This window comes from Massilia rhizosphaerae (genome assembly GCF_016093545.1).
Taxonomy (GTDB): Bacteria; Pseudomonadota; Gammaproteobacteria; order Burkholderiales; family Burkholderiaceae_D; genus Telluria; species Telluria rhizosphaerae.
This window is the reverse complement of sequence record NZ_JADKYX010000002.1, coordinates 404310-417615: the sequence shown is the minus strand read 5'-3', so window position 1 is coordinate 417615 and position 13306 is coordinate 404310. Positions and strand designations below refer to the sequence as shown.

Genomic DNA, 13306 nt, shown 5'->3' with positions numbered 1-13306 from the left:
GACGGAGAAAGTAATGCAGAAGCCCCTCATCGCCGTACTGTTGGCCAGCGCGTTTTCGCTCAACGCCCAGGCGGCCGATCTGATCCAGGTGTACCAGCAGGCATTGGCGAACGACGCCACCTATGCCAGCGCCCGCGCGGCCGTCGCCGCGGGTCGCGAACGTATCACCCAGGGGCGTTCCGACTTGCTGCCGACCGTCGGCGTCTCCGGCAGCGTCATGAAGAGCAACGACGACTCCTCGTCGTGGGATGGCGTGCCGGGCCCCGGCACCAACCTGCGCACCAACCAGATCCAGGTGACCTTGCAGCAGCCGCTGTTCCACTGGGACCGCTGGGAAACCTACCAGCAGAGCAAGCTGCAGCAAGCCATCTCCGAGGCCCAGTTCGCCCAGGCCCAGCAGGACCTGATCACGCGCGTGGCCCAGGCGTATTTCGACGTGCTGGCCGCCCAGGACACGCTGGAATCCACGCGCGCGCAAAAAGTCGCCGTGACCGAGCAGCTGGCCTCCGCCAAGCGCAACTTCGAGGTCGGCACGCAGACCATCACCGACACCCATGAAGCCCAGGCCGCCTACGACCTCGTGGTGTCGCAGGAAATTGCCGCCGTCAACGATCTTGAGACCAAGAAGACGGCGCTGCAAGCCATCATCGGCACGCCGCCGTCCACGCTGGCCACCTTGCGCACGGGCGTGAACCTGACGGCGCCGCAACCGATCAACGTCGACCAGTGGGTGTCCGCCGCCGAGAACCAGAACTATGCCGTGGCCGTGGCCCAGCTGCAGCTGGAATCGGCCAAGCGCGACATCTCCAGGAACCGCGCCGGCCACTACCCGACGCTGGATCTCGTCGCGTCGTCGCTGCACCGCGACGTCAACGGCCAGCTGGCCGGCATGTCGGGCAAGACCAACAGCAACTCGATCGGCATCCAGTACAGCATCCCGATCTTCAACGGCTTTGCCGTGACGAGCAAGGTGCGCGAATCGATCGCGCTGGAAGACAAGGCCCGCAACGACCTGGAAGCGAACCGCCGCAATGCCGCGCTGGTGGCGCGCCAATCCTTCCTCGGCGTGAACAGCGGCCTCGCGCAGGTGAAGGCGCTGGAAGCGGCCGAGGTGTCGAGCAATTCCGCGCTGGAATCGAACAAGCTCGGCTACCAGGTCGGCGTGCGTATCAACATCGACGTGCTGAATGCCCAGCGCCAGCTGTACCAGACCCGCACCGACCTGGCGAAGGCGCGCTACAACACGATCCTGGCCGGCCTGAAACTGAAGGCCGCGGCCGGTTCGCTGCGCGAGGAAGATCTGCAGCCGATCAATGCGCTGCTGCAGCAGCCGTAAGAGAAGGAACGGCGCCGCGTGCGCCGTTTTCATTCCTGGGCGCATTGCTTTCAGAAATCCCGCTTGAGGCGCCCCAAGCGAACTCCTCTTTGCATGAACTTACGCGACCCGCACTCCTACACTCAGGCGTGAACCCTTCGAAAGCGAGGTCGCCATGTTCACGTTCGATCACTCCTCCACATCCGCAACGACGGCCGTGCGCGCCGCCGCGCTCGCATTGACCCTGACGCTGTCCGCCTGCGGCGGCGGCCATCACCACGGCAATCCGGGACCCGGTCCGGGGCCCGTCGGCACCGGTCCAACGTACGACGTCGTGCCGATCGGCCTGCCGGGCATCGTCTACGGCGAGGTCACGCGCCACGGCATCGCGAACGGCGGCATCGTCGCCGGCACGTCGCGCGGCGCGGACGGCGTCGCCCATGCGTTCCTCTACAACGGCCACACGTCGATTCCGCTGGGCACGCTGGGCGGCGATTTTTCCGATGCCCAGGCGGTGAATCCGTGCGGCCATATAACGGGCTGGTCCGCCACCACGGGCGGCGTGCCCCACGCCTTCTTCTACGACGGCGCGCTGCACGACCTGGGCACGCTCGGCGGCACGTCGTCCGAAGGCTATGTGATCAGCAACTGCGGCAAGATCACGGGCTGGGCGTCCACGACGAACGGCCAATCGCACGCATTCTGGTACGACGGCAAGACGTTGCGCGACCTCGGTTCGTTCGGCGGCGATTCGTTCGGACTGGGCATCAACACGGTCGGGCAGATCGTCGGCTATGCCTACGGGCCGGGCAATGCCTGGTTCCACGCCTTCCTGTACGACAGCCGCACCGGCGGCCCGCTGCGCGACCTCGGCTCGCCGAACGGCAATTCCGCCGCCGTCGACGTCAACGACGCCGGACAGATCGCCGGCTGGTTCCGCAACGGCGCCGGCCCCGTCGGCGCCTTCGTCTACGAGGCGGGCATGATGCGCGACATCGGCACCTTGGGCGGCGCCACCGCGGAAGCCGTCGCGATCAATCGTGCCGGCCTCGTCGCCGGCAATTCCGCACTGGCCGACGGCAGCGGCCGCGGCTTCGTCTACGACGGCACGGCCATGACGAGCATCGGCGCGCTCCCGGGCGGGAATTTCTCGATCGCGGATGCGATCAATGCGGACGGCCTCGTCGTCGGCTCGGCCATGACGGCGACCGACGAGCACGCGATTTCCTGGACGCGGAAGGACGGCATCGTCGACCTGAACGACCGGCTCAACGCGCCGCCGGCCGGCCTCGTGCTCGTGCGTGCGCTCGCGGTGGCCGATGACGGCAACATCGTCGTGCGCACGAACACGGGGCTGGCGCTGCTGAAGGTCAGGAAGTGAGGCCGGCGCCGCCGGCGTGGTCGGCACGCTCGATCAGTTCGACCTTGTAGCCGTCCGGATCGGTGATGAAGGCGATCACCGTCGTGCCGCCCTTGACCGGGCCCGGTTCGCGCGTGATATTGCCGCCGGCCGCGCGGACCTGTTCGCAGGTGTGATGAATGTCCTCGGTCGAAATGGCGATGTGGCCGTAGGCCGAGCCCATCTCGTACTTGTCGACGCCCCAGTTATAGGTCAGTTCGAGTTCCGCGTGGTCCGGATTGTTGCCGTAGCCGACGAAGGCGAGCGTGTATTTGTATTCCGGATTCTCGCTCGTGCGCAGCAGCTTCATGCCAAGCACCTTGGTGTAGAAGTCGATGGAGCGCTGCAGGTCGCCGACGCGTAGCATGGTGTGCAGGATGCGCATTATGGTCCTTGTGGTTCGTGGGGAATGCGGGGATTTTATGCGCTCGTGCGGATTCGTGCAGGCGATGGTGGGCACGGGGTGCCCACCCTACGGCCGATAAATGTAGGGTGGGCGGCCTCCGCCCACCATTGCCGTCATATCTGTTCAGGCTTGGAGTTTTGCATCCAACGTGATGTTCGCATTGAACAGCTTGGACACCGGACACCCTTCCTTGGCCTTGCGCGCCGCTTCCTGGAACGCGGCTTCGCTCGCCCCGGGAATCGTGGCGACGAGCTCCAGGTGCACGGCCGGGATGGCGAAGCCGCCGTCCACCTTGTCGAGCGACACGGTGGCCGTCGTTTCCAGCTTCTGCGCCGTCATGCCCGCTTCGCCCAGCTGGGCCGACAGTGCCATCGTGAAGCAACCGGCGTGCGCGGCCGCCAGCAGTTCTTCCGGATTCGTGCCCGGCCCGTTTTCGAAGCGGGTGTTGAAGCCGTATTGCGACTGGTCGAGGACGCCGCTTTGCGTCGACACGGTGCCTTTGCCGTCCTTCAGGCCGCCGCTCCAGACGGCGCTTCCCTTACGTTTGATCATTGAGCTGCTCCCTGGTTGGTGGCGGCCGGAGTGATCCGCCAGACGATGTTGCCGACGTCATCCGCCAGCAGAATGGCGCCGGTCTTGTCGACCGCGACCCCGACCGGGCGCCCGTAAGCGTGGCCATCCTTGCCGAGGAAGCCCGTCAGGACGACCTGCGGCGGACCGCTCGGTTTGCCGTTCGTGAACGGCACGAAGACGAGCTCGTAGCCGGCATACGGCTTGCGGTTCCATGACCCGTGCTGGCCGATCAGCGCACCGTTCTTGTACTGGGGCATCAAGTCGCCGCGATAGAACGCCAGGCCCAGCGATGCCGTGTGCGCGCCCAGCGCATAGTCGGGCGGGATCGCCTTGGCCACGAGTGCCGGATTCTGCGGCTTGACGCGGCTGTCGACGTGCTGCCCGTAATAGCTGTACGGCCAGCCATAGAACGCGCCTTCCTTCACGGCCGTCATGTAGTCCGGGACGAGGTCGTTGCCCAGTTCGTCGCGCTCGTTGACGGCGACCCACAAGGCCTTCGTCTGCGGCTGGAAATCCATCCCGTTCGGATTGCGCAGGCCGCTCGCGTAGATGTGCGCCTTGCCGGTGGCGAGGTCGTATTCCCAGATGGCGGCACGGCCCTGCTCGGCGTCCATGCCGTTCTCGGCCACGTTGCTGTTGGAACCGACCGTGATGTACAGCTTCTTGCCGTCGGGAGAAGCGACGACGTTCTTCGTCCAGTGGTGATTGATCCCGGACGGCAGGTCGAGCACCTTGGTGCCCTGGGCCGTGATGCTCGTCGCGCCCGTCTTGTACGGGAATTTCCACAGCGAGTCGGCGTTGGCGACGTACAGCTCGTTGCCGACGAGGGCCATGCCGAACGGCGACGTCAGCCCCTGCATGAACGTGACCTTCGTGTCGGCCGTGCCGTCCGGCTTGAAGCCCCGCAGCAGGATGATTTTATCGGGCGACGCGACCCCCGCTCCGGCTTCCTTCTGCGCCAGTTTCTGCACCTTGGCGCGGATGCCGCCTTCCTTGGGCGCGTTGCCGGGCTTGTTGCTCTCGGCGACGAGCACGTCGCCGTTCGGCAGCACGTACAGCCAGCGCGGATGGTCGAGGCCGCTCGCATACGCGGTGGCGGCGAGGCCGGGCGCGGGCGTCGGATGCGTGCCCTTCGGCCACGGGTCGGCCTTGGCCACGTTGATGGTCGGGATCAGCGATCGCTCGGGGGCCGGCAGGATCGGATTCGGACCCCAGCCGGCGGGATATTGCTGGGCGAGGGCGAGGGCGCTGGTGCCGGCCAGCAGGGGAAGGAACAGGAAGGCAAGCTTGGCGCGTGGTGTCATCGATTGCGCCCTCCGTCGGGGATGGTCGAATCGTGGTCGCGCATGTCGCGGTTGCGGTCCGGCTGCGGTTTGGCCTGGCCGGTGGCGCCCGGTGCCGGCGTCACGGCTTCGCTGGCGCCCGGGGTCGCGCGCGCGTCGGTGTCCACGAGCCCTTGCTGCAAGTCTTCCGCGGCCTGCTTGATGATGCCGCGCGGCTTGATGTCCTGGCCGTCCGGCGATTCGTCGCGCTCGTGCGGTTCGCGCTTGTAACTCTGTTCTTCGATTTTTCGGTCGGTATTCACGACACGGTCTTTTGCTTCCTGCACCATGACAACCTCCTTCGATTCAATTGATTAAATCCTAATCCTTCGACTCGAAGGCGGTCGCGCAATTGGAAGATGCTTTTTTGAAATTAACTGGTTAACATACTGATTGCTATGACAACTGCCGGGAACGTCGTGACCACGCCAGCCCATCTCCATCTTCATCGCACCGCCAGCGATTGCCCGAACTGTGGTGCCGCCGTTTCCGGGAACTTCTGCCACGAATGTGGTCAGGAAACCGTGTTGCATCCGCCCAGCGCGCGCGAATTCCTGCACGAGTTCATCGGTCATTACGTCGCGCTGGAAGGCAAGCTTTGGAAGTCGCTGCTGCTCCTTTTGTTCCGGCCGGGGCAGCTGACTTTGGAATACATCAATGGCCGCCGCGTGCGCTACATCCAGCCGTTGCGGCTGTACCTGACGTTCAGCCTGATTTTTTTCGCGGTCGTGAAATTGACCGGCCACGACGACATCCAGGCGGATGACGAAGCGGCGCGCACGCCGCCCGCCGCGACGGCGCCGGCCGGCGCCGTCGAGAAGGCCCACACGAAGGCCCGCACGACGCGCGACGTGGAGCCGGGCGACATCGCCGCCGGCACGGCGGAACTGCGCAAGGGCATCGGCAACGTCAATGCGCACTGGGGCGAGCAGGCGGACCGGTTCACCAATATGTCGCCCGAGGAGCGCGACAAGGTGATGCGAACGGCCTTCGGCAGCTACGTGCCGTACGCCGTGTTCCTGATGATGCCGCTGTTCGCGCTGTACCTGAAGGTGCTGTACCTGGGATCGGGACGGCGCTACGGCGAACACCTGCTGTTCGCCCTGCACGTGAACGGGTTCGCGTTCCTCGCCCTGACCCTCCTGATGGTGGTGCCGGATCTGTTCGGCATCGTGTCCTTTGCGCTGTGGCTGTGGCTCGTGTTCTACACGCCGGTCGCGATGCGGCGCGTGTACGGCGGCTCGCGCCTGACGACCGGCGTGCGCTGGTTCGTGCTGATGGCGCTGCACGTGACCGGCATGGGCCTGGCGATCGGCGCCGCGTTCGGTTTCGGGATCCTCCATTGAAGCGAGCTCGACTGGTCTGCTTGCCGGAAGTCCGTCCGCCCAACTATACTGTGCGTTTGTACAGTATTTGCTGAGTTGCGATAGTGCAGAAGCCGGGCGAATCGGTTAATCTTCTGTCTCCCTAACCCCTGCTGCCGAGAGTCGTATGTCCGTGACGCCTGAACCGCAACAAACCATCGCGCTCGTCGTACGGCACAACACGGCCGGCATCGACGAGCCGGTACGGGCCATCGTCGACTTCCTGCAGGGCGCCGGCTACCGCGTCGTGTTCGAGCAGGAGACGGCGGCGCACGTGCAGGTCGCCGGCGTGGAGGCCATGACGATCGACGGCATCGGCGAGCACTGCGACAAGGCCATCGTCGTCGGCGGCGACGGCACGATGCTCGGCATCGCCCGCCGGCTGGCGCGCTACCGCGTGCCGCTCATCGGCATCAACCAGGGCCGCCTGGGCTTCATGACCGACATCCCCATCGACCGCATGCTGCCCGCGCTGGGCGACATCCTCAGCGGCAAGGCCAAGGCCGAGGAACGGTCGCTGCTGGCGGCGCGCGTCGTGCGCGAAGGCGTCGAGATCCACTGTTCCGTCGCCGTCAACGACGTCGTCGTCGCGCGCGGCACGGGCGCCGGCATGGCCGAGCTCAAGGTCACGGTGGACGGCACCTTCATGTACAACCAGCGTTCGGACGGCCTCATCGTGTCCACGCCTACCGGCTCCACGGCGTACGCGCTGTCGGCCGGCGGGCCGTTGCTGCATCCCACGCTGGCGGGCATCGTGCTGGTGCCGATCGCGCCGCACGCGCTGTCCAACCGCCCGATCGTCGTGCCGAACACGAGCGACATCGTCGTCGAGATCATCAACGGCCGCGACATCAGCGTGAATTTCGACATGCAAACGTTCACGAGCCTGCAGCACGGCGACCAGATCATGATCTCGCGCTCGCCCGACACCGTCACCTTCCTGCATCCGGAAGGGTGGAGCTACTACCATACGCTGCGCGAGAAGCTGCACTGGAACGAATATCCGTCCGGTGACGGCAAGCTCAAATAATTCCAGCATCCATCAGGAGATGAGTTTCTTCATGTTGCGCACATTGACCATCCGCGACTTCGTCATCGTCGACACGATCGAGCTCGAGTTCTCGAACGGCTTCACGGTGTTCACCGGCGAGACCGGCGCCGGCAAGTCGATCCTGATCGACGCGCTCCAGCTCGCGCTGGGCGGCCGCGGTGAGGCGAGCATGGTGCGCGAAGGCGCGGCCAAGGCCGACATCAGCGCCGACTTCGCCCTGACGCCGGCAGCCGCCGGCTGGCTGGACGAGAACGAGTTCGGCAGCGACGAGGGCGGCGCGCTGCTGCGCCGCGTGATCGACAACGCCGGCCGCTCCAAGTCCTACATCAACGGCATCGCCGCCACCGCGAGCCAGTTGCGCGAACTGGGCGAGCTGCTCGTCGACATCCACGGCCAGCACGCGCACCAGTCGCTGCTCAAGCTCGACGCCCAGCGCGCCCTGCTGGACAACCAGGTCGCCGTGCGCGACCCCGGCGCCAGCGCGCAGGTGCAGGAAGTCGCGCGTGCCTATAAAGCGTGGAAGGCGCTGGCGCGCCAGCGCGAGGAATTCGAGACGAACGCGAAGAACGTGCTGCTGGAACGCGAGCGCCTCGAATGGCAGGTCGGCGAGCTCGACAAGCTGGCCGCGAAGCCGGGCGAGTGGGCCGAGATCACGAACGAACACAGCCGCCTGTCGCATGCCGCCAGCCTCATCGAAGGCGCGCAGGAAGCCTTGAACGCGCTGTCCGAATCGGAGCAGCCGATCCTGTCGCAGCTGTCGGCGCTGAACCAGAAATTGTCGAAGCTGGCCGGCGTCGACGCGGGCCTGCAGGCCGTGCTCGACTGCCTGGAGCCGGCGCGCATCCAGCTGCAGGAAGCCGTGTACGCGCTGAACACCTATGTCGACAAGGTCGAGCTCGATCCCGAGCGCTTGTCCCAGGTGGATGCGCGCATGGACGCGATCCACAGCACGGCCCGCAAATTCCGCGTCACGCCGGACGAGCTGCCGGAAGAACACGCCGCGTTGAAGGCGAAGCTGCAGCAGCTGGCCGACGCCAGCGACGTGGAAGGCCTGCGCCGCCAGGAAGACCAGGCGAAGGCGGTGTACCTGGCGGCGGCCAATAAACTGTCCGCGACGCGCGCGCAGGCGGCCCAGCGCCTGTCGTCGCAGGTCTCGGAAGCGATGCAGGAATTGTCGATGAGCGGCGGCCGCTTCGTCGTCGCGCTGAACCCGTGCGAACCGGCCGTGTACGGCGTCGAGCAGGTCGAGTTCCTCGTCGCGGGCCACGCCGGCGTCGCGCCGCGGCCGCTGGCCAAGGTCGCGTCGGGCGGCGAACTGGCGCGCATCTCGCTGGCGATCTCCGTCATCACGTCCAACGCGACGACGGTGCCCACCTTGATCTTCGACGAGGTCGACACGGGCATCGGCGGCGGCGTGGCGGAAGTCGTCGGGCGCCTGCTGAAACGCCTGGGGCAGGGCCGGCAGGTGCTGTGCGTCACGCACTTGCCGCAGGTGGCGAGCCAGGCGAACCAGCACTTCCAGGTGGCCAAGGGCACGACGGACGGCGGCAAGACCGTGTCGCGCATCGACGTGCTCGACAACAAGGCCCGCGTGGAGGAGGTGGCGCGCATGTTGGGCGGCATCGAGATCACCGAGACGACGCGCAAGCATGCGCGCGAGTTGCTGGCGTCCTGAATCATGGCCTTCAACCAGGAACCGCCGCACGAACACGGCACCATCGCAACGAGCGCCATCGTCCTCGTCAACCTCGGCACGCCCGACGCGCCCACGAAGCAGGCGGTCCGGCGCTACCTGAAGCAATTCCTGCTTGATCCGCGCGTCGTGGAAATCCCGCTCGCCGTGTGGAACGTCATCCTGCGCCTGGCGATCCTGCCGTTCCGCTCGGGGCAGTCGGCCAAAAAATACGCGAGCATCTGGCGCCGCGACGGCTCGCCCTTGATGGTGTACACGCAGCGGCAGGCGGCCGCGCTGCAGGCGCTGCTCGGGCAGCGCGGCCACCACGACGTGGCCGTGACGATGGCGATGCGCTACGGCTCGCCCGCGCTGCCGGACGTGCTGGACGACCTCAAGGCGCGCGGCGTCGACCGGATCGTCGTGCTGCCCGCATATCCGCAGTATTCCGGCACGACGACCGCGTCGATCTGGGACGCCGTCTTCGACCATTTCAAGAAAGTGCGCAACATCCCGGAACTGCGTCTCGTGAAGCATTATCACGACCACGACGGTTACATCGAGGCGCTGGCGGAGTCCGTGGAGTCGTACTGGGAAGCGCACGGCCGCGGCGAGAAACTGGTCATGAGTTTCCACGGCGTGCCCAAGCGCACCTTGCTGCTGGGCGACCCGTACCACTGCGAATGCCACCGGACGGCCCGCCTGCTGGCGGCGCGCCTGCGCCTGGCGCCCGATCAATACCTGGTGACGTTCCAATCGCGCTTCGGCCGTACCGAATGGCTGCAGCCGTACACGGCGCCGACCGTGCAGCAGCTGGCGCGCGCGGGCGTCAAGCGCATCGACGTCATGTGCCCGGGTTTTACCAGCGACTGCCTGGAGACGCTGGAAGAAATCAATATGGAAGTGCGCCACGATTTCGAGTCGAACGGCGGCCAGGATTACCACTACATCCCTTGCCTGAACGATAATCCGGCCTGGATCGTCGGCATGGCCGAGATCGCCGAACAGCACCTGATCGGCTGGCCGACGATGCTCACGCCCGCGGAGCGCGAGGCGCGCCGCCGCGATGCGGAGATCGCGCGCGAGCATGCCGCAAAAATGGGCGCGTAATCAATCAACGTCGCCGGAACGATCAATATGTAGGGTGGGCACCCCGTGCCCACCAGACGCATGCGGCCCGGTTACCGCGGGATGTTAAAATGCCATGTTTTGCGGCACCGCCCCGAGTTCCGACAAGCAGATCGCAGCCAGCGTGAGCAGGGTGTAGATGAGCACGGCGCCGCTGATCAGATGCAGTTTCATGTTCGTTCCCATCGGGTCGTTTGGACGGATGTCTTAACGAAACAATAGTAGAACGGCCGGCTGTCGATGGTGACTACGAGCAAGTAAATCCTGTAACAAAAGACTACGCACATCTGCATATTAGTTCGGCAACTCCCCTTGAAAATGGTGGGGATTGCCCAATATGGGGGCCTGTGTAAGCGGTATTACCGTCCAATCAATCAGCCAAGTCCTTGATTCCAGGAGTTTTTTCGATGCAAGACCAAGAAAACCAAGAGGTGAGCAATCAGCCGGAAGCCGACGCAGCGGCCGCCGCCGCAGCAGCAGCGGCCCAGGGCGCACCGGCGACGGAGCCCGGCCTCGAAGAACAGCTGAGCGCCACCGAAGCCAAGCTGGCCGAAATGCACGACGCCTTCATGCGTGCCAAGGCCGAGGCGGACAATATCCGCCGCCGTGCCCAGGAAGATGTGAGCAAGGCCCATAAATTCGCCATCGAAAGCTTCGCCGAGGCCATGGTGCCTGTGCGCGACAGCCTCGAGATGGCCCTGAAAGTCGAAGCGCCGACGGTCGAATCGATCAAGGAAGGCGTCGAGATGACCCTCAAGCAGCTCACCGCCGCGTTCGAGAAGAACCGTCTGGTCGAAGTGATGCCGCAGCCGGGCGACAAGCTCGACCCGAACAAGCACCAGGCCGTGGCCGTGGTCCCGTCCGAGCAGGAAGCGAACACCGTGGTCGCCGTCCTGCAGAAGGGTTACATGATCGCCGACCGCCTGCTGCGTCCGGCCATCGTGACCGCCGCCGCACCGAAATAATGTTGCGCTGGGGCTGAACAAGCTCTTGAAAGCAACCAGTATTTCCCAATATTCGACACATCTGAAAACTTAGTACTAAAAAGGAAAATATTATGGGCAGAATCATCGGTATCGACCTGGGCACCACCAACTCCTGCGTGGCGATCATGGAAAATGGTCAGCCCAAGGTCATCGAAAACGCGGAAGGCGCCCGTACTACGCCTTCGATCATCGCTTATCAGGAAGATGGCGAGATCCTGGTCGGCGCGCCGGCGAAACGCCAGGCCGTCACCAACCCGAAAAACACCCTGTTCGCGGTCAAGCGCCTGATCGGCCGTAAATTCGACGAGAAGGAAGTCCAGAAGGACATCGGCCTGATGCCGTACGCGATCGTCAAGGCCGACAACGGCGACGCCTGGGTCAGCGTGCGCGACAAGAAACTGGCGCCGCCGCAGATCTCGGCCGAAGTGCTGCGCAAGATGAAGAAGACCGCCGAAGACTACCTCGGCGAAGAAGTGACGGAAGCCGTCATCACCGTGCCGGCCTACTTCAACGACTCGCAGCGCCAGGCGACCAAGGACGCCGGCCGCATCGCGGGCCTGGACGTCAAGCGCATCATCAACGAGCCGACCGCGGCCGCGCTGGCATTCGGCCTGGACAAGACCGACAAGGGCGACCGCAAGATCGCCGTGTATGACCTCGGCGGCGGCACGTTCGACGTGTCGATCATCGAGATCGCCGACGTGGAAGGCGAGAAGCAGTTCGAAGTGCTGTCGACCAACGGCGACACGTTCCTGGGCGGCGAAGACTTCGACCAGCGCATCATCGACTACATCATCGACGAATTCAAGAAGATCAACGGCCTCGACCTGTCGAAGGACCCGATCGCCCTGCAGCGCATCAAGGCCTCGGCCGAGCGCGCGAAGATCGAACTGTCGTCGTCGCAGCAGACCGAGATCAACGAGCCGTACATCGCCATGGCGAACGGCGCGCCGGTCCACCTGAACCTCAAGATCACCCGCGCCAAGCTGGAAGCCCTCGTCGAGGAACTGATCGCCAAGACCATCGAGCCGTGCCGCATCGCCATCAAGGATGCCGGCGTGAAGGTCTCGGACATCGACGACATCATCCTGGTCGGCGGCATGACCCGCATGCCGAAGGTGCAGGAAAAAGTGAAGGAGTTCTTCGGCAAGGATCCGCGCAAGGACGTCAACCCGGACGAGGCCGTCGCAGTCGGCGCCGCCATCCAGGGCTCCGTGCTGGCCGGCGACCGCAAGGACCTGCTGCTGCTGGACGTGACCCCGCTGTCGCTGGGCATCGAAACCCTGGGCGGCGTGATGACCAAGATGATCCAGAAGAACACCACGATCCCGACCAAGTTCTCGCAGGTGTTCTCGACCGCCGACGACAACCAGCCGGCCGTGACCATCAAGGTGTACCAGGGCGAACGCGAAATCGCCGCCGGCAACAAGGCGCTGGGCGAATTCAACCTGGAAGGCATCCCGCCGGCGCCGCGCGGCACGCCGCAGATCGAAGTGACCTTCGACATCGACGCCAACGGCATCCTGCACGTGGGCGCGAAGGACAAGGCCACCGGTAAAGAGAACAAGATCACCATCAAGGCCAACTCGGGTCTGTCGGAAGACGAGATCCAGAAGATGGTGAAGGACGCCGAGCTGAACGCGGAAGAGGACAAGAAGGTCAAGGAACTGGCCGAATCGCGCAACCAGGCCGACGCGCTGGTGCACTCGACCCGCAAGTCGCTGACGGAATACGGCGACAAGCTGGACGCGGGCGAGAAGGAAAAGATCGAAGCCGCGATCACCGACCTGGAAGGTTCGATCAAGTCGGGCGACAAGGCCGAGATCGACGCCAAGGTGGCCGCGCTGTCGACCGCCGCGCAGAAGCTGGGCGAGAAGATGTACGCCGACATGCAAGCCCAGCAGGGTGCTGCCGGCGCCCAGGCCGGCGCCCAGCAGCCGGGTGCGGAGTCGGCCAAGCAGGATGACGATGTCGTCGACGCCGACTTCAAGGAAGTCAAGGACGCCAAGTAACAGGGTAGGGTGGGCGGCCCTCCGCCCACGCGTCCAACCTGCCAAACCCGCCGAGCCGAAGCGACCTCATGGTGCCCG

12 protein-coding genes are annotated in these 13306 nt (G+C 65.1%); 8 read left to right on the top strand and 4 right to left on the bottom strand.

Features of this window, described 5'->3' with window-relative positions; all coding sequences use genetic code 11:
- Positions 1-13 precede the first annotated feature (13 nt).
- Positions 14-1336 (top strand): TolC family outer membrane protein, encoded by a 1323-nt coding sequence (locus ISF28_RS04950; RefSeq protein ID WP_198116031.1) that lies wholly within the window; start codon positions 14-16, stop codon positions 1334-1336.
- A 154-nt stretch (positions 1337-1490) separates the two neighbouring features.
- Positions 1491-2696 carry a hypothetical protein gene (locus ISF28_RS04945; protein ID WP_198116030.1) on the top strand — a complete coding sequence of 402 codons (1206 nt, stop codon included), beginning with the start codon at positions 1491-1493 and terminating at the stop codon, positions 2694-2696.
- On the opposite strand, the gene gloA is transcribed toward ISF28_RS04945, so the two are convergent.
- The 4 genes from gloA to ISF28_RS04925 form a co-directional block, all read right to left on the bottom strand.
- Positions 2686-3099, bottom strand: coding sequence for a lactoylglutathione lyase (gloA, locus tag ISF28_RS04940; RefSeq protein WP_198116029.1), 414 nt, complete (start codon positions 3097-3099; stop codon positions 2686-2688). The genes ISF28_RS04945 and gloA overlap by 11 nt on opposite strands.
- Positions 3100-3243: 144 nt before the next feature.
- A complete protein-coding gene (locus tag ISF28_RS04935; protein WP_198116028.1) occupies positions 3244-3672 on the bottom strand; it encodes an OsmC family protein in 429 nt (142 codons plus the stop codon).
- Entirely contained in the window at positions 3669-4997 is a 1329-nt protein-coding gene (locus ISF28_RS04930; RefSeq protein ID WP_198116027.1) for a PQQ-dependent sugar dehydrogenase, read from the bottom strand. The genes ISF28_RS04935 and ISF28_RS04930 overlap by 4 nt, the downstream gene beginning before the upstream one ends.
- Positions 4994-5305, bottom strand: coding sequence for a hypothetical protein (locus ISF28_RS04925; protein ID WP_198116026.1), 312 nt, complete (start codon positions 5303-5305; stop codon positions 4994-4996). The genes ISF28_RS04930 and ISF28_RS04925 overlap by 4 nt, the downstream gene beginning before the upstream one ends.
- 234 nt (positions 5306-5539) lie before the next feature.
- Here ISF28_RS04925 and ISF28_RS04920 point away from each other — a divergent pair, with 234 nt between their 5' ends.
- From ISF28_RS04920 to dnaK, 6 genes are all read left to right on the top strand, one after another.
- On the top strand, positions 5540-6361 hold the full coding sequence (locus ISF28_RS04920) for a DUF3667 domain-containing protein (RefSeq protein ID WP_370663390.1): 822 nt from the start codon (positions 5540-5542) through the stop codon (positions 6359-6361).
- Positions 6362-6506: 145 nt separating this feature from the next.
- On the top strand, positions 6507-7409 hold the full coding sequence (locus tag ISF28_RS04915; protein WP_198116024.1) for an NAD kinase: 903 nt from the start codon (positions 6507-6509) through the stop codon (positions 7407-7409).
- A 31-nt stretch (positions 7410-7440) separates the two neighbouring features.
- Positions 7441-9105 (top strand): DNA repair protein RecN, encoded by a 1665-nt coding sequence (gene recN / locus ISF28_RS04910; protein ID WP_198116023.1) that lies wholly within the window; start codon positions 7441-7443, stop codon positions 9103-9105.
- A 3-nt stretch (positions 9106-9108) separates the two neighbouring features.
- The gene (gene hemH / locus ISF28_RS04905) at positions 9109-10212 is read left to right on the top strand and encodes a ferrochelatase (protein WP_198116022.1); all 1104 of its coding nucleotides are present in this window, start codon (positions 9109-9111) and stop codon (positions 10210-10212) included.
- A gap of 425 nt (positions 10213-10637) precedes the next feature.
- The gene (grpE, locus tag ISF28_RS04900) at positions 10638-11195 is read left to right on the top strand and encodes a nucleotide exchange factor GrpE (RefSeq protein WP_198116021.1); all 558 of its coding nucleotides are present in this window, start codon (positions 10638-10640) and stop codon (positions 11193-11195) included.
- A 92-nt stretch (positions 11196-11287) separates the two neighbouring features.
- Positions 11288-13228: a molecular chaperone DnaK gene (dnaK, locus tag ISF28_RS04895; protein ID WP_198116020.1), complete on the top strand. Its 1941-nt coding sequence runs from the start codon at positions 11288-11290 to the stop codon at positions 13226-13228.
- Positions 13229-13306 lie beyond the last annotated feature (78 nt).

What these genes read in the sequence shown, in the direction of transcription:
- gloA (WP_198116029.1), bottom strand. Translation starts at nt 3,099, where the DNA reads ATGCGCATCCTGCACACCATGCTACGCGTCGGCGACCTGCAGCGCTCC.
- grpE (WP_198116021.1), top strand. Translation starts at nt 10,638, where the DNA reads ATGCAAGACCAAGAAAACCAAGAGGTGAGCAATCAGCCGGAAGCCGAC.
- ISF28_RS04950 (WP_198116031.1), top strand. Translation starts at nt 14, where the DNA reads ATGCAGAAGCCCCTCATCGCCGTACTGTTGGCCAGCGCGTTTTCGCTC.
- ISF28_RS04925 (WP_198116026.1), bottom strand. Translation starts at nt 5,305, where the DNA reads ATGGTGCAGGAAGCAAAAGACCGTGTCGTGAATACCGACCGAAAAATC.
- recN (WP_198116023.1), top strand. Translation starts at nt 7,441, where the DNA reads ATGTTGCGCACATTGACCATCCGCGACTTCGTCATCGTCGACACGATC.
- ISF28_RS04945 (WP_198116030.1), top strand. Translation starts at nt 1,491, where the DNA reads ATGTTCACGTTCGATCACTCCTCCACATCCGCAACGACGGCCGTGCGC.
- dnaK (WP_198116020.1), top strand. Translation starts at nt 11,288, where the DNA reads ATGGGCAGAATCATCGGTATCGACCTGGGCACCACCAACTCCTGCGTG.
- ISF28_RS04935 (WP_198116028.1), bottom strand. Translation starts at nt 3,672, where the DNA reads ATGATCAAACGTAAGGGAAGCGCCGTCTGGAGCGGCGGCCTGAAGGAC.
- hemH (WP_198116022.1), top strand. Translation starts at nt 9,109, where the DNA reads ATGGCCTTCAACCAGGAACCGCCGCACGAACACGGCACCATCGCAACG.
- ISF28_RS04915 (WP_198116024.1), top strand. Translation starts at nt 6,507, where the DNA reads ATGTCCGTGACGCCTGAACCGCAACAAACCATCGCGCTCGTCGTACGG.
- ISF28_RS04930 (WP_198116027.1), bottom strand. Translation starts at nt 4,997, where the DNA reads ATGACACCACGCGCCAAGCTTGCCTTCCTGTTCCTTCCCCTGCTGGCC.